The following is a 20,878-nucleotide window of genomic DNA, read 5'->3' on the forward strand; positions in this document are numbered from 1 at the left end:
GCGCCACCGGTCCGGAGTGGGTCGCCGCCGGGGCGGTCAGGCCGAGGCGTCCGCGGGGCGGCGCAGGGTGCCGTAGACGAACAGGCCGTACCGGCGCGCCAGGGCGGCGTAGCTGCCGACCGTCCCGATGGCGCGGTCCCGCTTGCGGATCGACGCGTACGGGCTGGCCACCAGCCGGCGGGTGAACTCCCGCTGGGTGGCGAACTGCTCCTTGCTCGTGGCCGCGGACGCCGACCCGGGGTGGATGCGGAACCCGGCGGCGGTGCGCCGGTCACCGTGCAGGTTCCCGTGACGCAGCAGCCGGACCCACAGGTCCAGGTCCATCGTGAACAGCAGCTCGGGGTCGAGGCCGCCGATCGCGTCGAAGTCGGCGCGGCGGAACATCGCCGCGGCGGGCGGGCCGATCGGGTTGCCGCCGTGCCGGACCACGGTGCGCAGGACGTCGTTCGCGTCGCAGGTCCCGAGGATCGAGCGCGGCAGGTGCCGTCCGGCGAACAGGACACGGTCGGTGTCGTCGACCATGTCGGTCCGGCCCACGGCCAGCGCGAGGTGCGGGTCGGCCCGCAGCCGCTCGACCTGCTCGGCCAGCGATCCGGGGGCGACGACGTCGTCCGCGCACACGATCTTGACGAACTCCCCGCGGGCGAGCTCGATCGTCCGGGTCCAGTTCTCCGCCATCGGCACGGTCTCGGTCGCCCGCTCCAGCCGGATCCGGGGGTCGTCGAAGGATGCGACCACGTCGGCCGAGCCGTCGGTGGAGGCGTTGTCCCGCACGACGACCTCCATGCCGCCGTCGGGTGTCCTGACCTCCTGCTCGAGCACGCTGTGCAGCGTCCGCTCGAGATGCTCGGCGCCCTGGTACACGGGGATGCACACGGAGAGCACCGGAGTGTCGTGCTGGGTGAGCACGGGGGCTCCTCTTCGTACGGTCGGACCGCGGCCCTGTCGGGCGCGGTGGGGTGCGGGCGGATGTCGTTCTGACGGCTCTGCCACCGGAGCGAACCGCGTGCGGTTGCCTGCGTGCCAGGATCGACACGCCGAACGGTCGGTACGATGCGGCAAAAGCGCCGATTCGGGACACGGTGGTGCACAACCGGCCGTGCGGCGCGATGATCGGAGCCCTCCGGTGCCTCGGCGCGACCGCGTCCCGGCGGGCCCGGACGGGAACCCCGGGGTGACCCCCTGCGGACGCCGGGGCGGTCCTGCTATCCTGGGGAATGCGACCACCCGGTTGCTGCGTTCACACGTGTGCACCGGGCGTTCAAGTGGAGCCCCGCTCCCACCCGGCGTCGTGCACGTGGTCCGCCACCACGGTGTCCGGGTAACTGGTCCGGCCGTCCGCGGCGCACGTGTGTGCCGCCGGCCGAACACGGGTCTTCGCTTGTCGTCGCCGGCAGCAGGTTAAGCGACAACAGCGAGTTTCTCGGGAGACCCCATCAGCACAGAGCCCCGCATCAACGACCGCATCCGCGTGCCCGAGGTCCGCCTCGTCGGCCCGAACGGGGAGCAGGTCGGGATCGTGCGCATCGAGGACGCCCTCAAGCTGGCCCAGGACGCCGACCTCGACCTCGTCGAGGTCGCCGGTCAGGCCCGCCCGCCGGTCTGCAAGCTCATGGACTACGGCAAGTTCAAGTACGAGAGCGCGCAGAAGGCCCGGGAGTCCCGGCGCAACCAGCAGCTCACCGTGATCAAGGAGCAGAAGCTCCGGCCGAAGATCGACAAGCACGACTACGAGACGAAGCGCGGTCACGTCATCCGCTTCCTCGAGGGCGGCAACAAGGTCAAGGTCACGATCATGTTCCGCGGTCGCGAGCAGTCGCGTCCCGAGCTGGGCTACCGACTGCTCCAGCGTCTGGCCGAGGACATCGGTGACATGGCCGTCGTCGAGGCCGCTCCGAAGCAGGACGGTCGCAACATGACGATGGTGCTGGCGCCGACCAAGAAGCCGGGTCGCAAGCCCGCCGCTGCCGCCAGCTCCGACGCCCCGGCCGACGCCGAGGCGTGAGAGCCGGCCCCGTCCGGACCGCACGGCCCACCGCCGTCCGGGACGGCCTCGGGGACGGTACGCAGTGCCCGACACGACCCCCGGTCCGCCGGGGGCCGACACCGAACGGATACGCCATGCCCAAGAACAAGACGCACAAGGGGACCGCGAAGCGGGTCCGCAAGACCGGTACCGGCAAGCTGATGCGTCAGCAGGCCGGCCTGCGGCACCGCCTGGAGGTCAAGTCGCGCAAGGAGAAGCGCGACCTGTCGGGCACGGTCGACGTGGCCAAGCCGGACGTCAAGCGCGTCAACAAGCTGCTCGGTCACTGATCTCTTCCCGCCCTTTTTCGACCTTCCGGCGCCCGGAGCCCCACCGGGACCGCCGCAGTACCCCAGGAGATAACCCATGGCACGCGTGAAGCGCGCGGTGAACGCCCAGAAGAAGCGCCGCACCACGCTGGAGTCGACCGCCGGCTACCGCGGGCAGCGTTCGCGGCTGTACCGCAAGGCCAAGGAGCAGATGCTCCACTCCATGAACTACGCCTACCGGGACCGTCGCCAGCGCAAGGGCGACTTCCGGCAGCTGTGGATCACCCGCATCAACGCGGCGGCCCGCGCCAACGACATGACCTACAACCGGCTGATCCAGGGCCTCAAGGCCGCCGGTGTCGAGGTCGACCGCAAGAACCTGGCCGAGCTCGCCGTCAGCGACCCGGCCGCGTTCACCGCCCTGGTCAAGGTGGCCAAGGAGAACCTGCCGGCCGGTACCCAGCAGGGCTCCTCCGCGGCCTGAGCGTGACCCGCTCCGCCGCATCGCACGGCACCGAAGCGCCCGGCACCGAACGCACCCCGCGCGTCGCCGCAGCCCGCAAGCTGCTGCGACGCGCCGGGCGCGATCGGGCCGGGCGTTTCCTCGTGGAAGGCGCGCAGGCCGTGCGCGAGGCACTCGACGGCGCCGCCGTGCACGAACTGTTCGTCACCGACACCGCCGCCGCGCGGCATCCCGAGCTCGTCGGGGCCGCCCGTGACCGCGGCGTCCGGGTGCTGCCGGTGACCGAGAAGGCCGCCGCCGCACTGTCGGAGACGGTGACTCCGCAGGGCCTCGTCGCGGTCTGCGACGTGCTCGACGTCCCGGTCGCGTCGGCGCTGGCCGGCAGCCCGACGTTCGTCGCGGTCTGCGCGGGCATCGCCGACCCCGGCAACGTCGGCACCGTCACCCGGGTCGCCGACGCCGCAGGCGCCGACGCCGTCCTGCTCGCCGGGGACACCGTCGACCCGCACAACGGCAAGGCCGTCCGCGCGTCGACCGGCAGCGTGTTCCACCTGCCGCTGGCCCGCGACCGCGACGCCCCCGGCGTGCTCGGCGCCTGCCGCGACGCCGGCCTGGTCACCCTGGTCGCCGACGCCGCGGGCGAGCGCGACCTGTACGACCCGTCGACCGCCGCGCTGCTCGCCGGCCCGGTCGCCTGGGTGTTCGGCAACGAGGCGCACGGGCCCGGCCCCGAGCTGATGGCCGCCGCCGACCACCGCGTCCGGATCCCGATCCCGGGCCGCGCGGAGTCGCTGAACCTCGCCACCGCAGCCGCGGTCTGCCTCTACGCCACCGTCGCCGCACGGGCCTGACCTGGGCGTAACCGGGTGGCGACGCACCTCTAGGATCGAGGGCACCATGAGTGACGACGCTGCTGCGGAGACCAACCCGCTCGACCCGGACGTGCTGAAGGCCGCGGTGGAGTCCGCGCGCGCCGCGTTCGAGCAGGCGACCGACCTGGACGCCCTGGCCGCGGCCAAGCCGGCGCACCTCGGCGACAAGGCGCCGATCCCGATGGCCCGCCGCTCGCTGGGACAGCTGCCCGGACCGGAGCGCGCCGACGCCGGCAAGCGGGTGAACGCCGCCCGCCAGGAGGCCCAGGCCGCGTTCGACGACCGTCGCGCCGCCCTGGTCGCCGAGCGCGACGAGCGGGTGCTGCGCGAGGAGACCGTCGACGTCACGCTGCCCTGGGACCGGCGCCCCCGCGGGGCCCGGCACCCCATCACGCAGCTCTCCGAGCGGATCGCCGACATCTTCGTCGGGATGGGCTGGGAGATCGCCGAGGGCCCCGAGGTCGAGGCGTCCTGGCTGAACTTCGACGCGCTGAACTTCGGCAAGGATCACCCGGCGCGCACCATGCAGGACACGTTCTACCTCGGCGACCCCGAGCAGGGGCAGGACTCGGGCACGGTGCTGCGCACGCACACCTCCCCGGTGCAGGTCCGGTCGCTGCTCGAGCGGGAGCTGCCGGTCTACGTGGCCTGCCCGGGCCGCACGTTCCGCACCGACGAGCTCGACGCCACCCACACCCCGGTGTTCCACCAGGTCGAGGGCCTCGTGGTCGACGAGGGGCTGACGATGGCGCACCTCAAGGGCACCCTCGACGCGTTCGCCCGCGCCATGTTCGGCCCGGACGCCGGGACCCGGATGCGGCCGTCGTACTTCCCGTTCACCGAGCCCTCCGGCGAGGTGGATCTGTGGTTCCCGCAGAAGAAGGGCGGCGCCGGCTGGGTCGAGTGGGGCGGCTGCGGCATGGTCAATCCCAACGTCCTGCGCGCCGCGGGCGTCGACCCGGAGCGCTACACCGGGTTCGCCTTCGGCATGGGCATCGAGCGGACCCTGATGTTCCGCAACGGCATCCCCGACATGCGGGACATGGTCGAGGGCGACATCCGCTTCTCGACCGCCTTCGGCGTCTGAGCCCCTTCACTCTCACCATCTGAGGAGTTCCGAACAGTGCGCGTGTCCGCCTCCTGGCTCGCCCGGCACATCGACCCGGCCGCCCTGCCGTCCTCGCCCGAGGAGATCGGCGAGGCGTTCGTCCGGGTCGGGCTGGAGGTCGAACAGATCCACCCGGCCCCGGACGTCACCGGGCCGGTGACCGTCGCCCGGGTCGCCGGCATCGAGGAGCTGACCGAGTTCAAGAAGCCGATCCGGTACTGCCGGGTCGAGTTCGAGGGCGACCGGCACCGCTACGTCGTCTGCGGCGCCCGCAACTTCGCCGAGGGCGACCTGGTGGTCGTCACCGAGCCGGGCTCGGTGCTGCCCGGGAACTTCGAGATCGCCCAGCGCAAGACCTACGGCAAGGTCTCCGACGGCATGATCGCCTCGGCCAAGGAGCTCGGCCTCGGTACCGACCACGCCGGCATCCTCGTGCTGCCGCCCGGCACCGCCGAGCCCGGCGACGACGCGCTGGAGGTCCTCGGGCTGGCCGAGCCGGTCGTCGAGCTGGCCGTGACTCCGGACCGCGGGTACTGCTTCGCCGTGCGCGGCCTCGCCCGCGAGCTCGCGACCTCGCTCGACGCCGAGTACACCGACCCGGCCTCGCAGGTCACCGTGCCCGAGGCGACCGGCGACGCCTGGCCGGTCACGATCACCGACACCGAGGGCTGCGCCCGGTTCGTCGTCCGCCGCGTCGACGGCGTCGACCCGGCCGCGCCGAGCCCGTGGTGGATGCAGCGCGCGCTGATCTCGGCCGGGATGCGGCCGATCTCGCTGATCGTCGACGTCACCAACTTCGTGATGCTCGACCTCGGCCAGCCGCTGCACGGCTACGACGCCTCCCGCGTCACCGGCACCATCGACGTCCGCCGCGCGGCCGCGGGGGAGAAGCTGGCCACTCTCGACGGGCAGACCCGCACCCTCGACCCGGACGACCTGCTCATCACCGACGACTCCGGCCCGATCGGGCTCGCCGGCGTCATGGGCGGGGCCTCGACCGAGATCCCCGCGCTCGACGACCTCGAGCCGGGGGCCCGGGTTGACGTCCTGCTGGAGGCCGCGCACTTCTCCCCGCCGGTGATCGCGCGCGCCGCGCGGCGGCACAAGCTGCCCAGCGAGGCCTCGCGCCGGTTCGAGCGCGTCGTCGACCCGGCACTGCCCGCGGTCGCCGCCGAGCGGGCCGCGCAGCTGCTCGTCGAGCTGGGCGGCGGCACCCTGGCCGACGGCCGCACCGACGAGGGTGGGATCCCGCCGGTCGCCCCGGTGCGGATGCCGCTGGATCTGCCCGACCGCGTCGCCGGGGTCGCCTACCCGCGCGGCGCGACCGTGCGGCGGCTCACCCAGGTCGGCTGCACCGTCGAGCTCGACACCGCCGACGACGGCCGCGGCATGGTCGTCGCGACCCCGCCGACCTGGCGCCCCGACCTCACCCAGGCCGCTGACCTGGTCGAGGAGGTGCTGCGGCTGGAGGGCTACGACACCATCCCGTCGGTGCTGCCGTCGGCACCCGGCGGCCGCGGCCTCACCCCGGCCCAGCAGCGGCGCCGCGCCGTGTCGCGCGCGCTCGCCGAGTCCGGCCTGGTCGAGGTGCTGCCGTTCCCGTTCGTCTCCGACACCGTGTGGGACGACCTCGGCCTGCCCGCCGACGACGAGCGCCGCCGCACCGTCGCCGTCACCAACCCGCTCGACGCCGAGCGGTCCCGGCTGTCCACGACCTTGCTGCCCGGCCTGCTGGACATGCTGGTGCGCAACCGTTCCCGTGGTGCCGAGGATCTCGCGCTGTACGCGATCGGGCAGGTCGTGCAGCCCGCGCAGAACCCGCCCGCGATGCCCGACCCGGCCGTCACCGGGCGGCCGTCGGACGAGGAGTACGCGGCGCTGCGGGCTGGGCTGCCCGCGCAGCCCACGCACGTCGCGGTCGTGCTGGCCGGGGCCCGCGAGCCGCGCGGCTGGTGGGGCAAGGGGCGCCCCGCGGGCTGGGAGGACGCCGTCGAGACCGCCCGGCTGACCGGTGCCGCCGCCGGGGTCGAGCTGCGGCCGCGGCGCGCCGAGCACGCCCCGTGGCACCCCGGCCGCTGCGCCGAGCTGGTCGTCGCCGGGACCGACGCCGGGGACAGCACCGTCGTCGGGTACGCCGGTGAGCTGCACCCGAAGGTCGTCGAGGCGCTCGGGCTGCCCGCCCGCACCGCCGCCGTCGAGATCGACCTGGACGCGGTGCCGCTGCAGGAGAACCTGCCGGTGCCCGCAGTGTCGTCGTACCCGCCGACCTCGGTCGACGTCGCGCTCGTCGCCGACGAGACGGTGCCGGCCGCCGACCTCGCCGACGCCCTCACCGAGGGAGCCGGTGACCTTCTGGAGTCGGTGCGGCTGTTCGACGTCTACACCGGGGAGCAGGTCGGGGCCGGGCGCCGGTCGCTGGCGTTCTCGCTGCGGCTGCGCGCCCCGGACCGCACGCTGACCAGCGAGGAGGCCAACGCCGCCCGCGACGGTGCGGTGGCCGCGGCGAGCAGCAGGCACGGCGCCGTCCAGCGCTGAGCCCGCTCTCCGAGCCGTTCCCTTCGGCTCCGTCGGGCTCCGTGAACGCGCACCCGTCACGTGGACGCGCATCTGATCCGGTGTGCGTTCCCCGCGACGGGTGCGCGTTCGCCGGTGGCGGGGTCAGCGGGTGAGCGCGGCGGCGACCGCGCGCCACGTCCGCTCGTCGGGGGAGCGGCCGGCGACGGTCACCGTGACCAGCCGGCGCGCCGTCCCGACCTGCAGCGTCGGCCCGCCGACGGTCTCCAGGACCGCGGCGGCCACCCCGGAACGCAGGCCTCCGACCGGGTGGGCGCCGGGCGCCGCGCGCACCCAGCGGACCGGGGTCGTCCGGTTCGTCGTGTAGACGTTCACCGCGACCGTCGCCTGCCCGCCGATGGCGAAACAGGACCGCGCCGGAGTGCCGTCCGGGCGCCTGACCAGCGCGTTCACCGGACGTGCGACGGGTGCGGTGCCGAGCAGCCGGGTGAGGTCCGTGGTGCCGAGCAGGCACTCGTCGTCGACGGCGTCGGCGGTGAGCGGCGGGGGCGGGGCTCCCGCAGTGGCTGCCGGCGGGGCGCTCGGGCCGGCGGAGTCGGGCGCCCGTGGTGCCGGGACGGCGGACCCACCGCCCCGGTCGCCGGTACCGCTGGAGGCGTTCGCCTCGGGTGCTGCGCCGGTCGACGCACCGGTCGGCTCCTCCGTCCGAGGGGTGTCCCCGGCAACTGCGGAACCGGATCCGGGTGCTGAACCGGGCGTTGGATCTCCGGAGGACGGCCCCGGTGCCCCCGGGGCCACCGGTGGCGGTGCTCCCGGCGTCGTCGACGGCGGGAACGCCGGCACCCCGTAGGTGGGCCCGGGCGGGAACGTCGGGACGGGCACGTCCGTCCCGGGCCCGCTGAACGCCCTCGTCGGACCCGCGGCCTCCGGCTGCCCGCCCGACGACGGTGCCTGTTCCGGCTGCTGCGCCTGTCCCGGCTGCGCCGCCTGAGCGGACTGCTCCGGCTGACCGGGCTGCCCCGACCGACCGGACTGCTCCGACTGCTCCGACTGCTCGGACTGTTCCGACTGCTCGGACTGCGAGGCGACCGGCAACGGGGGACCCGCCCCCTCCGGCCAGGCGTGCCCGTCGACCGTCGCCCCGCACCCGGCACAGCCCAGTACCAGCACCGCACCCAGGAGCGTGACCCACGCCTTCCCGCCCACCGTCCGCACCCGCGGGACGCTAGGGTCCGCCCCGGGCCGGCGAGCCGGATCCGCGCGACGGTTCGCGATCGCGAACCCGCTTTGCATGACATTCCGTGCTCATGCATAATCATCCATGTGGTACGCATCGCTGTGGCGGGAGCCAGTGGATACGCCGGGGGAGAGCTCCTCCGGCTCCTGCTGGCGCACCCCGAGGTCGAGATCGGCGCTCTGACGGCCGGCGGCAACGCCGGGACCCGTCTGGGTGAGCATCAGCCGCACCTGGCGCCGCTGGCCGACCGCGTCCTCGGCGAGAGCACCCCGGAGAACCTCGCGGGGCACGACGCGGTGTTCCTGGCGCTGCCGCACGGCAAGTCCGCAGAGCTCGCCGCGCAGCTCGGCGAGGACACCCTGGTTATCGACTGCGGTGCCGACCACCGGCTCGCCGACCCGCAGGCCTGGGACCGCTGGTACGGCGGGACCCACGCCGGCCACTGGCCCTACGGGCTGCCCGAACTGCCCGGAGCCCGCGAGGTGCTCGTCGGCAGCCGCCGGGTCGCCGTGCCCGGCTGTTACCCGACCGGCACCAGCCTGGCGCTGTACCCCGCCCTGGTCGCGGGCCTGGTCGAGCCCGAGGTCGTGATCACCGCGGTGACCGGCACCTCCGGGGCGGGCCGGTCGCTCAAGCCGCACCTGCTCGGTGCCGAGGTCATGGGCTCGCTGTCGGCCTACGGCGTCGGCGGCGTGCACCGGCACACCCCGGAGATCGTCCAGAACCTCTCCGCCGCGCTCGGCTCGCCGGTCTCGGTGAGCTTCACCCCGGTCCTGGCGCCGCTGCCGCGGGGCATCCTCGCCTCCTGCTCGGCGCCGCTGGCGGACCCGGAGACCGACACCGCCACCGTGCGCGCCGCCTACGAGAAGGCCTACGCCGACGAGCCGTTCGTCCGGCTGCTGCCCGAGGGCCAGTGGCCCACCACCGGGCAGACGCTCGGGTCGAACCTGGTCGCGCTGCAGGTGACCGTCGACGCCGACTCCGGCCGCCTCGTCGTCGTCTCCGCGATCGACAACCTGACCAAGGGCACCGCGGGCGGTGCCGTCCAGTGCATGAACCTGGCCCTGGGCCTCCCCGAGACCGCAGGCCTGCCGACGACGGGAGTCGCCCCGTGACCGCCACGAACGACACCACCGACCAGGCCGGCACCGAGCGGCCCGAGGCCGCCGGGGTCACCGCCGCGCGCGGGTTCCGGGCCGCCGGGCTCGTCGCCGGGATCAAGAAGTCCGGCAACCCCGACCTCGCCCTGGTCGTCAACGACGGGCCGCGCTTCGACGCCGCCGGGGTGTTCACCCGCAACCAGGTCAAGGCCGCGCCCGTGCTGTGGTCGCAGCAGGTCCTGGAATCCGGGGCACTGCGGGCGGTCGTCCTCAACTCCGGCGGGGCGAACGCCTGCACCGGCCCCGAGGGCTTCCAGACCGCGCACGCCACCGCGGAGAAGGTCGCCGAGGAGCTGGGCTGCGGCGCGGTCGAGGTCGCGGTGTGCTCCACCGGGCTGATCGGCGAGCAGCTGCCGCGCGAGACCGTGCTCGCCGGGGTGACGGCGGCGACCGGTGAGCTGGCGGACACACCCGAGGCCGGTACGGCCGCCGCCCGGGCGATCATGACGACCGACACCCTCCCGAAGGAGGCCGGCGTCGCGGACCCGGCCGGCTGGAGCGTCGGCGGCATCACCAAGGGCGCCGGGATGATCGCGCCGTCGATGGCGACCATGCTCACGGTGCTCACCACCGACGCCGTCGTCGACCGCTCGACGCTCGACGCCGCCCTGCACGAGGCCGTGCGCTACAGCTTCGACCGGCTCGACGTCGACGGCTCGATGTCCACCAACGACACCGTGCTCGTGCTGGCCTCCGGCGCGTCCGGGATCGAGGCGGATCCGGCGGTGTTCACCGCGGCCCTGACCCGGACCTGCCGGGACCTCGCCGCGCAGATGCAGGCCGACGCCGAGGGCGTCACCAAGCGGATCACCGTGCGGGTCACCGGCGCCGCTTCCGAGGACGACGCGGTGGTCGTCGCCCGCACGATCGCCCGCGACGCCCTGGTGAAGACGGCGATGTTCGGCTCCGACCCCAACTGGGGCCGGGTCGCGGCCGCCGCCGGGTACGCCGACGCCCACGTCGACCCCGAGCGGCTCGACGTGACGATCAACGGGGTCCTGCTGTGCAAGGGTGCCGTCGTCGCCGGGGACCGCGCCGACTGCGACCTCTCGGGCCAGGACGTGCTGGTCGAGGTCGAGCTGGGTCTGGCCGGCGGGGTCGAGGGCAACACCGCGGAGATCCGCACCACCGACCTGTCGCACGCCTACGTGGAGGAGAACAGTGCCTACTCCTCCTGAGCCGCTCCCGTCGTCGGAGTCGCGCCCGCAGCCGCAGGTGGCCCCGAGTCCGGAGACCCCGGGCCGGCTGAAGCGCGCGGGGGAGAAGGCCGCGGTCCTGGCCGAGGCGCTGCCCTGGCTGCAGCGCTTCCACGGCCGCGTCGTCGTCGTGAAGTACGGCGGCAACGCCATGGTCGACGAGGACCTCAAGCAGGCGTTCGCGCTGGACATGGTGTTCCTGCGGCTGGCAGGCATCCACCCGGTCGTCGTGCACGGCGGCGGCCCGCAGATCAGCGCGATGCTGACCCGGCTCGGCATGCCCGGGGAGTTCCGCGGCGGGCTGCGGGTCACCACGCCGGAGACCATGGAGATCGTCCGGATGGTGCTGTTCGGCCAGGTCGGCCGGGAGCTCGTCGGGCTGATCAACCAGCACGGGCCGCTCGCGGTCGGGCTGTCCGGTGAGGACGCGGGGCTGTTCACCGCGGAGAAGCGCACCGCCCTGGTCGGTGGTGAGGCGGTCGACATCGGCCTCGTCGGCGACGTCACCGAGGTCAACCCGGACGCGGTGCTCGACATCGTCGCGGCGGGCCGGATCCCGGTCGTCGCCGGGGTCGCCCCGGACGCCGACGGGCAGGTCCACAACATCAACGCCGACAGCGCCGCCGCCGCGCTGGCCGGTGCCCTCGACGCCGCGAAGCTCGTGGTGCTCACCGACGTCGAGGGGCTCTACGCCAACTACCCCGACCCGGACTCGATCATCACCTCGCTGACCGCGGGGCAGCTCGAGCCGATGCTCCCGCGGCTGGAGAGCGGGATGGCGCCGAAGATGGAGGCCTGCCTGCGGGCGGTGCGGTCCGGCGTCGGGCAGGCCCACGTGATCGACGGGCGGGTGCCGCACTCGGTGCTGCTCGAGGTCTTCACACACGAGGGTGTCGGCACGATGGTCCTCCCGGACCCCGAGCCGGCTCCGCACGACAGCAGCGAGGACGGGGTGACGCAGTCATGACGACCCAGGCGCAGCGGTGGCAGGCCGCGCTGATGAACAACTACGGCACCCCGCCGCTGACCCTGGTCCGCGGCGAGGGCGCCCACGTGTGGGACTCCGAGGGCCGCGAGTACCTGGACCTCTACGCCGGCATCGCCGTCAACGCCCTCGGCCACGCCCACCCGGCCGTCGTCGACGCCGTGTCCGAGCAGGTCCGCACACTCGGCCACACCTCGAACTTCTTCATCACCGAGCCCGCGCTGCAGCTCGCCGAGCGCCTGCAGAGCCTGCTGGGCCGAGACGACGCGCGGGTCCTGCTGTGCAACTCCGGCACCGAGGCCAACGAGGCCGCCTTCAAGATCGCCCGCCGGACCGGGCGGCCGGAGATCATCGCCTGTGAGCAGGCGTTCCACGGCCGCACGATGGGCGCGCTCGCGCTGACCGGCCAGCCGGCCAAGCGGGCGCCGTTCGAGCCGATGCCGGCCGGGGTCACGCACATCCCGTTCGGTGACGTCGCCGCGCTCGACACCGCGGTCACCTCCGACACCGCCGCGGTGTTCCTCGAGCCGATCCTGGGCGAGGCCGGCGTGATCGTGCCGCCCGCGGACTACCTCGCCGAGGCCCGCCGGATCACCGCCGAGCGGGGCGCGCTGCTCGTGCTCGACGAGGTCCAGACCGGGATCGGCCGCACCGGCCACTGGTTCGCCCACCAGGCACACGGGATCGTCCCGGACGTGGTCACCCTGGCCAAGGGGCTGGGCGGCGGCCTGCCGATCGGCGCCTGCATCGGCATCGGCGAGGCCGGAGCACTGCTCGAGCCCGGCCAGCACGGCACCACCTTCGGAGGCAACCCGGTGGCCTGCGCGGCGGCCCTCGCCGTACTCGACACGATCGCCAGCGACGGGCTGCTCGAGCACGTCGACCGGCTCGGCAAGGAGATCCGCAGCGGCATCGAGGGCCTCGGCCACCCGTTGGTCGCCGACGTCTCCGGGGCCGGGCTGCACATCGGCGTCGGGCTGACCGCGCCGGTCGCCGCACAGGCGGCCGCGGCTGCGCGCGAGGCCGGGTACCTGGTCAACAACGCGACCCCGGACCGGCTGCGCATCGCGCCCGCGCTGACCCTCACCGACGACGAGGCCGCGCAGTTCCTCCGCGCGCTGCCCGGCGTGCTGGACGCGGCGGCCGCCGAGCACGAGGGGCAGGGCAACTGATGGTCCGCCACCTGCTGCGCGACGACGACCTGTCCCCGGCCGAGCAGGCCGAGGTCCTCGACCTCGCCGACCGGGTCAAGGCCGACCGGTTCGCCGAGCGCCCGCTCGAGGGCCCGAAGGCCGTCGCCGTCGTGTTCGACAAGTCCTCCACCCGCACCCGGGTCTCGTTCGAGGCGGGCATCACCCAGCTCGGCGGCACCGCGATCATCCTCGACGGCACCACCTGCCAGCTGGGGCGCGGCGAGACGATCTCCGACACGTCCCGGGTGCTGTCCCGCTACGTCGACGCCGTCGTGTGGCGGACCACCGGGCAGGAGCGGATCGAGGAGATGGCCGAGGTCGCGACGGTGCCGGTGGTCAACGCGCTGACCGACACCTTCCACCCGTGCCAGATCCTGGCCGACCTGCAGACGATCCGGGAGCGGTTCGGGTACCTGGCCGGGCTCACGCTGACCTACCTCGGGGACGGCGCCAACAACGTCGCGCACTCGCTGCTGCTCGGCGGCGTCACCGCGGGCCTGCACGTGCGGATCGCGGCCCCGGCCGGCTTCACCCCGGACGACGCCGTCGTCCGGGACGCGAAGGCCCGCGCCGAACAGACCGGCGGGTCGGTGACCCTGGTCGCCGATCCGCAGACCGCGGTGGCCGGCGCCGACGTCGTCGTGACCGACACCTGGACCTCGATGGGGCAGGAGGACGACGGCCTGGACCGGGTGGCGCCCTTCCGCCCGTACCAGGTGAACGACGAGCTGCTCGCCCGCGCCGCGCCCGGCGCGATCGTGCTGCACTGCCTGCCCGCGCACCGCGGCGACGAGATCACCGACGCGGTGATCGACGGACCGGCCAGCGCGGTGTGGGACGAGGCGGAGAACCGGCTGCACGCCCAGAAGGCGCTGCTGACGTGGCTGCTGCGCGCATGAGCGAGGCGGGGACCGAACGGACCCGGGGCAACGCCAGCCGGGTCACCCGGCAGGCGAAGATCATGGACGTGCTGTGGCATCGCGCGGTGCGCAGCCAGCCCGAGCTGCTCGTCCTGCTCGACCAGCTGCACGGCATCGAGACCACCCAGGCCACGCTGTCGCGGGACCTGGACGAGCTCGGCGCGGTGAAGCTGCGCGGCCCCGACGGCGGCGCACCGGTGTACCGGATACCCGAGGACGGGAACCCGGTCCGCGGCGTCGAGGGCGGCACCACCCGGTTGGGTCGACTCGTGGGGGAGCTGCTCGTGTCCGCGGACGCGAGTGGGAACCTTGCCGTCCTGCGGACCCCGCCGGGAGCGGCGCACTACCTGGCCAGCGCGCTGGACCGGGCCGCGCTGCACGACGTCGTCGGCACCATCGCCGGCGACGACACGATCATCGTGGTCGCTCGCGAGCCCCTCACCGGGGCGGAGCTCGCGCAGCGGCTGCAGGAACTGCCGAACAACGAGGTGCCGGACACCGCACCGCAGGACGCAGCGTCGTCCGCCGCGGGTCCGGGCCACGCGACGAAGGAGAACTGACATGGCGGACCGGGTCGTACTGGCCTACTCCGGTGGGCTCGACACCTCGGTGGCGATCGGCTGGATCGCCGAGGAGACCGGGGCCGAGGTCGTCGCGGTCGCGGTGGACGTCGGCCAGGGCGGCGAGGACCTGGAGGAGATTCGCAAGCGGGCGCTGGCCTGCGGTGCGGTCGAGGCCGTCGTCGCCGATGCGCGCGACGAGTTCGCCGACCAGTACTGCCTGCCGACGCTGCAGGCGGACGCGCTCTACATGGACCGCTACCCGCTGGTCTCGGCGATCTCGCGCCCGCTCATCGTGAAGCACCTGGTGGAGGCGGCGAAGTACCACGGCGCCTCCACCGTCGCGCACGGCTGCACCGGCAAGGGCAACGACCAGGTCCGTTTCGAGGTCGGCATCCAGGCTCTCGCCCCGGACCTGAACGTCATCGCCCCGGTCCGCGACTTCGCGTGGACCCGGGAGAAGGCGATCTCCTACGCCGAGTCGCACGACCTGCCGATCGACGTGACCAAGAAGTCGCCGTTCTCGATCGACCAGAACGTGTGGGGCCGCGCGGTGGAGACCGGGTTCCTCGAGGACCTGTGGAACGCGCCGACCAAGGACGTGTACTCCTACACCGGCGACCCGCAGACCTTCCAGCCCGCCGACGAGGTGGTCATCCGCTTCGAGAAGGGCGTGCCGGTCGCGATCGACGGCGAGCCCGTCACGATGCTGCAGGCCATCCAGAAGCTCAACGAGGTCGCAGGCAAGCACGGCGTCGGCCGGATCGACATGGTCGAGGACCGCCTGGTCGGCATCAAGTCCCGCGAGGTCTACGAGGCCCCGGGCGCGATGGCGCTGATCACCGCGCACCAGGAGCTGGAGAACGTCACCGTCGAGCGCGACCTGGCCCGCTTCAAGCGGCAGGTCTCGCAGCGGTGGACCGAGCTGGTCTACGACGGCCTGTGGTTCTCCCCGCTCAAGCGGGCCCTCGACACCTTCGTCGCCGAGTCCCAGCAGCAGGTCAACGGCGAGGTCCGCCTCGAGCTGGCCGGTGGCCGTGCCACCGCGACCGGGCGTCGTTCGGACTCCTCGCTCTACGACTTCAACCTCGCCACCTACGACGAGGGCGACGCCTTCGACCAGTCCCTGGCGAAGGGCTTCGTCCAGCTCTGGGGCCTGCCGAGCAAGATCGCCTCGCGGCGGGACCTCGGCCAGGCCGGCAACGACAGCCCCGAGTCGTGAGCGGCGGCGCGGCACTGTGGGGTGGCCGGTTCGCGTCCGGCCCGGCCGACGCGCTGGCCGCCCTGAGCAAGTCCACCCACTTCGACTGGGCGCTGGCCCCGTACGACATCCGCGGCTCGAAGGCGCACGCCCGCGTGCTGCACCGGGCCGGGCTGCTGTCGGACGAGGAGCTGTCGGGCATGCACAAGGCGCTCGACGAGCTGGCCGCCGACGTGGCGTCCGGCGCGTTCACCGCCGAGCCCGGCGACGAGGACGTGCACACCGCGCTGGAGCGCGGCCTGATCGAGCGGGCAGGCCCGGACCTGGGCGGCAAGCTGCGGGCCGGCCGGTCGCGCAACGACCAGGTCGCCACGCAGTTCCGGATGTGGCTGCGCGACGCGGCCCGCCGGATCGCCGCGGGCGTGCTCGACGTCGTCGACGCCCTGGTGGCGCAGGCCGAGGCGCACCCCGGTGCCGCGATGCCGGGCCGTACGCACCTGCAGCACGCCCAGCCGGTGCTGCTCGGCCACCAGCTGGCCGCGCACGCGCACGCCCTGCTGCGCGACGTCGACCGGCTGCGCGACTGGGACCGCCGTACCGCGTACTCGCCCTACGGGTCCGGCGCGCTGGCCGGTTCGTCGCTGGGGCTGGACCCGGAGGCGGTCGCCGAGGAGCTGGGCTTCACCGGCTCGTCGGCGAACTCGATCGACGGGACGGCGTCGCGGGACTTCGCCGCGGAGGCCGCATTCGTCCTGGCCATGATCGGTGTGGACCTGTCCCGGGTGTCGGAGGAGGTCATCCTCTGGGCGACCGCGGAGTTCGGCTACGTCACCCTCGACGACGCCTTCTCCACCGGCAGCTCGATCATGCCGCAGAAGAAGAACCCCGACGTCGCCGAGCTGGCGCGGGGCAAGTCCGGCCGGCTCGTCGGGAACCTGACGGGCCTGCTGACCACGCTCAAGGGTCTACCGCTGGCCTACAACCGGGACCTGCAGGAGGACAAGGAGCCGGTCTTCGACTCGGTCGCCCAGCTGGAGCTGCTGCTCCCCGCGGTGGCCGGGATGGTCGGCACCCTGACCTTCCACACCGAGCGCCTGGCCGAGCTGGCCCCGGCCGGGTTCACCCTGGCCACCGACGTCGCCGAGTGGCTGGTCCGTCAGGGCGTGCCGTTCCGCGTCGCGCACGAGGCCGCCGGCGGCTGCGTCCGGGTGGCCGAGGGCCGCGGTGTCGGCCTCGAGGACCTGACCGACGACGAGCTGGTGGGCGTGCACCCGGCGCTGAACCCGGATGTGCGGGAGGTGCTCAGCGTGGAAGGCTCCATCGCGTCGCGGAACGCGCGGGGCGGCACGGCGGGCGACCGCGTCGCCGAGCAGCTCGCCGACCTGCGCACCGAGTCCGCCGCAGCGAGAGAGTTCACCGGAGGAACCGCATGACCGACCCAGCCGCAGCGTACGAGGAACTGAAGGCCGCGGGCCTGAAGCTGGACCTGACGCGGGGCAAGCCGTCGTCGGAGCAGCTCGACCTGTCGAACGAGCTGCTGGGCCTGCCGGGCGCGGGGGAGTACCGCGCCGCGGACGGCACCGACACCCGCAACTACGGCGGCGGGCAGGGACTGCTCGAGCTGCGGGAGATCTTCGCGCCGTTCCTGCAGGTCCCGGTCGGGCAGCTGGTCGCGGCGAACAACTCCAGCCTCGAGCTGATGCACGACACGCTGGTGCACGCCCTGCTGTCCCCGGTGCCGGGTGCCCCGGCCCGCTGGGTCGACGCCGGCCGGGTCGCGTTCATCGCCCCGGTCCCCGGTTACGACCGGCACTACGGCGTCTGCGAGCGCCTCGGCATCGAGCTGGTCACCGTTCCGATGACGCCCGACGGCCCGGACATGGACGAGGTCGAGCGGCTCGTCGCCGATGACCCGTCGATCAAGGGCATCTGGTGCGTGCCGAAGTACTCGAACCCGGACGGCGTCGTCTACTCCGACGAGGTCGTGCGCCGGCTCGCGTCGATGCCGACCGCCGCACCGGACTTCCGGATCATGTGGGACAACGCCTACGCGGTGCACCACCTGACCGAGGAGGAGATCGAGGTCGCCGACGTCCTGGCGCTGGCCGCCGAGGCGGGCAACCCGGACCGGCCGTTCGTCTTCGGCTCCACCTCCAAGATCACCTTCGCCGGTGCGGGCGTGGCGTTCTTCGGTGCGTCGCAGGCCAACGTCGACTGGTGGCTGAAGCTGGCGTCGAAGAAGATCATCGGCCCGGACAAGGTCAACCACCTGCGGCACGCGAAGTTCCTCAAGGACGCGGCCGGGCTGCGCGCCCACATGGCCGCGCACCGCGAGCTCATCGCACCCAAGTTCGCCGCGGTGGAACGCCTGCTGGGCGAGGCGTTCTCCGACGTCGAGGGCGTGTCCTGGACGACGCCGAAGGGCGGCTACTTCGTCAGCCTGACCGTGCCGGACGGGCTGGCCTCGGAGGTCGTCGCGCTCGCGAAGGACGCCGGGATCGTGCTGACCCCGGCCGGTGCGACGCACCCGGGTGGCAAGGACCCGCAGGACGCGACGATCCGGCTCGCCCCGACCCTGCCCCCGCAGGACGAGGTCGAGAAGGCGATGGCAGGCGTCGTCACCTGCGTGCAGCTGGCGCTGTCGCGCCGCTGAACAGCGAGTCCATGACGGGAACCACTCCGGGGCCCGGCCGGGACGACCGGCCGGGCCCCGGCTCGTTACTGCCCCGCTCCGCCCTGGCCGTCGACCCGCTCGACGCGGCGGAGCTGGTGCTGGGGTGTGTGCTGGAGGCCGACACCCCGGACGGCACCGTCGGCGTCCGTCTGGTGGAGGTGGAGGCCTACCGCGGCCGCGACGACCCGGCGTCGCACTGCTACCGGGGCCGTACCGCGCGCAACGCGGTGATGTTCGGCCCGGCCGGGCACCTGTACGTGTATTTCGTCTACGGGATGCACTTCTGCGCCAACGTCGTCTGCCTGGTCGACGGCGAGCCGGGCGCGGTCCTGGTCCGCGGCGGCGAGCTGGTCACCGATCCGGGGGTCGCGCGGGAGCGTCGCCCGACCGCCCGCCGGGACGCCGACCTGGCCCGGGGGCCGGCGCGGCTGGCGTCGCTGCTCGGGCTCGACAGGGGTGACGACGGGGTGGACCTGACCGACCCGTCGTCGCCGGTCCGGCTGCGGTCCGGGACCCCGCCGGACCCGTCGGCGGTCCGGACGGGACCGCGGGTGGGTGTGGCCGCGGCCGGCGAGCTTCCGTGGCGGTACTGGATCGACGGGGCACCGGGGGTGAGCGCCTACCGGCCGGGAGGCGCGCGGCGGCGCCGGAGGTCCGCCGGGGAGTCCGCACGCTGAACACACCGGGCGACCCGCGTGCACCCGGCACGGGGCGGCGACCAAGATGGTGGCCGTGAGCACCACGGACATCCTCGACGAGCTGGACTGGCGCGGCCTGATCGCGCAGAGCACCGACCGCGACGCCCTGGCGAAGGAGCTCGCCGGGGACGGGCCGGTGACGCTGTACGCCGGGTTCGACCCGACCGCGCCGAGCCTGCACGCCGGTCACCTGGTCCAGCTGCTCACTCTGCGGCGGTTCCAGGAAGCCGGGCACCGGCCGGTGATCCTGGCCGGCGGGGCCACCGGCCTGATCGGTGACCCGCGCGACGTGGGGGAGCGGAACCTGCACGACGTGGCGACCGTCGCCGAGTGGACGGCCCTGATCCGTGGCCAGCTCGAACGGTTCGTGACCTTCGACGACTCGCCGACCGGCGCCGTCGCGGTGAACAACCTGGACTGGACCGGCGAGCAGACGGTGCTCGAGTTCCTGCGCGACCTCGGCAAGCACTTCCCGGTCAACGCGATGCTCGCCCGGGAGACCGTGAAGCGCCGGCTCGCCGCGGACGGCATGTCCTACACCGAGTTCAGCTACCTGCTGCTGCAGTCGCAGGACTACCTGCAGCTGTACCGCCGGCTCGGCTGCACGCTGCAGATCGGTGGCTCGGACCAGTGGGGCAACATCGTCGGCGGGGTCGACCTGGTCCGCCGGGTGGAGGGCGGCCATGTGCACGCCCTGACCACGCCGCTGGTCACCGACTCCGAGGGCCGCAAGTTCGGCAAGTCCACCGGGGGCGGCAACGTCTGGCTCGATCCGGACCGGACGTCGCCGTACGCCTGGTACCAGTACTTCGTGAACGTGGCCGACGCCGACGTCATCGGCTACCTCAAGCTCTTCACCTTCCTGAGCCGCGAGGAGATCGAGGCGCTCGAGGCCGAGCTCGTCGAGAAGCCGCACCTGCGCAGCGCGCAACGCCGTCTCGCCGCGGAGCTGACGACGATGGTGCACGGCGAGGAGCAGACCCGGCAGGTGACGACGGCGAGCCAGGCCCTCTTCGGCCGTGCGGACCTGACCGAGCTCGACGCACGCACCCTCGACGCCGCCCTGGCCGAGGTCCCGACCGCGGAGAGCGGCGGCGCGGACACGATCGTCGACCTCCTCGTCGCCACCGGCCTCTGCGAGAGCAAGGGCGCCGCGCGGCGTGCGGTCAAGGAGGGCGGGGCGTACGTGAACAACGTGAAGGTGCCCGACGAGGAGTGGGTCCCGGGCTCCGACGACGTGCTCGACGGCGGCTGGCTGGTCGTGCGTCGGGGCAAGCGCAACCTGGCCGGCGTGCGGGTCACTCGGCCCTGATCGTCGAGAACCGCCGTCTGACCTGCGGCGATGCCGGAAAGGGGACCCCCCTGTTCGGCGGCCTGACGGGGTCCTGTAACTTTCTCTCTGTCGCCAGGACGGGACGGACACAGCGAGACAGGCCGAGAGGCCGGACCCGCTGACACCGGCCCGGAGGCGACGGCCCCAGAACTCCACTCCGGTGGAGATCAGGCCGCCCGGAGCGGGGGTTGACCCCGCCCTCCGGAACATGTAGCATAAGAGAGTTGCCTCCGAGAGGATGTGCGACTCCGACCCCCCCGGTTACGGGCCGATTTCATCGGTATGGTTTCCTTGAGGGGTCAAGGTGATCCGCCTCCGGGATCCGATCGAGAGATCGGTGAAGTGGTGCGGGTGTCCTTTGAGAACTCAACAGTGTGTCGAGCTAAATTATATGGTTTGGCGTTTTTGTGCCAGATTGTTTTTGCCGTCTGGTCTGACCCCGTCGGGTCGGGCGGCTTCTTTGGTAAGT

At 73.4% G+C, this 20,878-nt stretch carries 19 protein-coding genes; 17 read left to right on the forward strand and 2 right to left on the reverse strand.

Annotated elements, in window-relative coordinates; translation table 11 throughout:
- Positions 1–36: 36 nt before the first annotated feature.
- A complete protein-coding gene (locus ACLE50_RS15020; protein ID WP_410944152.1) occupies positions 37–909 on the reverse strand; it encodes a glycosyltransferase in 873 nt (290 codons plus the stop codon).
- A 556-nt stretch (positions 910–1,465) separates the two neighbouring features.
- Between ACLE50_RS15020 and infC the strand changes: the two genes are divergently transcribed.
- The 6 genes from infC (at position 1,466) to pheT (ending at position 7,273) form a co-directional block, all read left to right on the forward strand.
- The gene (infC, locus tag ACLE50_RS15025; RefSeq protein ID WP_458788558.1) at positions 1,466–2,005 is read left to right on the forward strand and encodes a translation initiation factor IF-3; all 540 of its coding nucleotides are present in this window, start codon (positions 1,466–1,468) and stop codon (positions 2,003–2,005) included.
- A gap of 116 nt (positions 2,006–2,121) precedes the next feature.
- Positions 2,122–2,316: a 50S ribosomal protein L35 gene (gene rpmI, locus ACLE50_RS15030; RefSeq protein ID WP_410944153.1), complete on the forward strand. Its 195-nt coding sequence runs from the start codon at positions 2,122–2,124 to the stop codon at positions 2,314–2,316.
- Between the two features lie 76 nt (positions 2,317–2,392).
- Positions 2,393–2,779: a 50S ribosomal protein L20 gene (rplT, locus tag ACLE50_RS15035; RefSeq protein ID WP_410944154.1), complete on the forward strand. Its 387-nt coding sequence runs from the start codon at positions 2,393–2,395 to the stop codon at positions 2,777–2,779.
- A gap of 2 nt (positions 2,780–2,781) precedes the next feature.
- On the forward strand, positions 2,782–3,609 hold the full coding sequence (locus ACLE50_RS15040; RefSeq protein ID WP_410944155.1) for a TrmH family RNA methyltransferase: 828 nt from the start codon (positions 2,782–2,784) through the stop codon (positions 3,607–3,609).
- Positions 3,610–3,655: 46 nt separating this feature from the next.
- Positions 3,656–4,717 (forward strand): phenylalanine--tRNA ligase subunit alpha, encoded by a 1,062-nt coding sequence (pheS, locus tag ACLE50_RS15045; RefSeq protein ID WP_410944156.1) that lies wholly within the window; start codon positions 3,656–3,658, stop codon positions 4,715–4,717.
- 36 nt (positions 4,718–4,753) lie between these two features.
- Positions 4,754–7,273 carry a phenylalanine--tRNA ligase subunit beta gene (gene pheT / locus ACLE50_RS15050; protein ID WP_410944157.1) on the forward strand — a complete coding sequence of 840 codons (2,520 nt, stop codon included), beginning with the start codon at positions 4,754–4,756 and terminating at the stop codon, positions 7,271–7,273.
- Positions 7,274–7,396: 123 nt separating this feature from the next.
- On the opposite strand, the gene ACLE50_RS15055 is transcribed toward pheT, so the two are convergent.
- Entirely contained in the window at positions 7,397–7,705 is a 309-nt protein-coding gene (locus ACLE50_RS15055) for a hypothetical protein (protein ID WP_410944158.1), read from the reverse strand.
- 864 nt (positions 7,706–8,569) lie between these two features.
- On the opposite strand from ACLE50_RS15055, the gene argC reads away from it, so the two are divergent.
- Genes argC through tyrS form a run of 11 tightly spaced genes read left to right on the forward strand, consistent with a single transcriptional unit; the run spans position 8,570 to position 20,388 of the window.
- Entirely contained in the window at positions 8,570–9,604 is a 1,035-nt protein-coding gene (gene argC, locus ACLE50_RS15060; protein WP_410944179.1) for an N-acetyl-gamma-glutamyl-phosphate reductase, read from the forward strand.
- Entirely contained in the window at positions 9,601–10,827 is a 1,227-nt protein-coding gene (gene argJ, locus ACLE50_RS15065) for a bifunctional glutamate N-acetyltransferase/amino-acid acetyltransferase ArgJ (RefSeq protein WP_410944159.1), read from the forward strand. The genes argC and argJ overlap by 4 nt, the downstream gene beginning before the upstream one ends.
- A 37-nt stretch (positions 10,828–10,864) precedes the next feature.
- On the forward strand, positions 10,865–11,812 hold the full coding sequence (gene argB, locus ACLE50_RS15070) for an acetylglutamate kinase (RefSeq protein WP_410944160.1): 948 nt from the start codon (positions 10,865–10,867) through the stop codon (positions 11,810–11,812).
- A complete protein-coding gene (locus tag ACLE50_RS15075; RefSeq protein ID WP_410944161.1) occupies positions 11,809–13,002 on the forward strand; it encodes an acetylornithine transaminase in 1,194 nt (397 codons plus the stop codon). Before argB ends, ACLE50_RS15075 begins: the two co-directional genes overlap by 4 nt.
- A complete protein-coding gene (argF, locus tag ACLE50_RS15080) occupies positions 13,002–13,922 on the forward strand; it encodes an ornithine carbamoyltransferase (RefSeq protein WP_410944162.1) in 921 nt (306 codons plus the stop codon). Before ACLE50_RS15075 ends, argF begins: the two co-directional genes overlap by 1 nt.
- The gene (locus ACLE50_RS15085; protein ID WP_410944163.1) at positions 13,919–14,503 is read left to right on the forward strand and encodes an arginine repressor; all 585 of its coding nucleotides are present in this window, start codon (positions 13,919–13,921) and stop codon (positions 14,501–14,503) included. The genes argF and ACLE50_RS15085 overlap by 4 nt, the downstream gene beginning before the upstream one ends.
- Position 14,504: 1 nt before the next feature.
- On the forward strand, positions 14,505–15,725 hold the full coding sequence (locus tag ACLE50_RS15090; RefSeq protein ID WP_410944164.1) for an argininosuccinate synthase: 1,221 nt from the start codon (positions 14,505–14,507) through the stop codon (positions 15,723–15,725).
- On the forward strand, positions 15,722–17,137 hold the full coding sequence (gene argH, locus ACLE50_RS15095) for an argininosuccinate lyase (RefSeq protein ID WP_410944165.1): 1,416 nt from the start codon (positions 15,722–15,724) through the stop codon (positions 17,135–17,137). The genes ACLE50_RS15090 and argH overlap by 4 nt, the downstream gene beginning before the upstream one ends.
- On the forward strand, positions 17,134–18,357 hold the full coding sequence (locus ACLE50_RS15100) for an aminotransferase class I/II-fold pyridoxal phosphate-dependent enzyme (RefSeq protein ID WP_410944166.1): 1,224 nt from the start codon (positions 17,134–17,136) through the stop codon (positions 18,355–18,357). Before argH ends, ACLE50_RS15100 begins: the two co-directional genes overlap by 4 nt.
- A gap of 11 nt (positions 18,358–18,368) precedes the next feature.
- Positions 18,369–19,055 carry a DNA-3-methyladenine glycosylase gene (locus ACLE50_RS15105; protein ID WP_410944167.1) on the forward strand — a complete coding sequence of 229 codons (687 nt, stop codon included), beginning with the start codon at positions 18,369–18,371 and terminating at the stop codon, positions 19,053–19,055.
- Positions 19,056–19,101: 46 nt separating this feature from the next.
- Positions 19,102–20,388, forward strand: coding sequence for a tyrosine--tRNA ligase (tyrS, locus tag ACLE50_RS15110; RefSeq protein WP_410944168.1), 1,287 nt, complete (start codon positions 19,102–19,104; stop codon positions 20,386–20,388).
- Positions 20,389–20,878: the final 490 nt, after the last annotated feature.

The sequence above is a fragment of the Pseudonocardia phyllosphaerae genome (genome assembly GCF_046546475.1).
Lineage (GTDB): Bacteria > Actinomycetota > Actinomycetes > Mycobacteriales > Pseudonocardiaceae > Pseudonocardia > Pseudonocardia phyllosphaerae.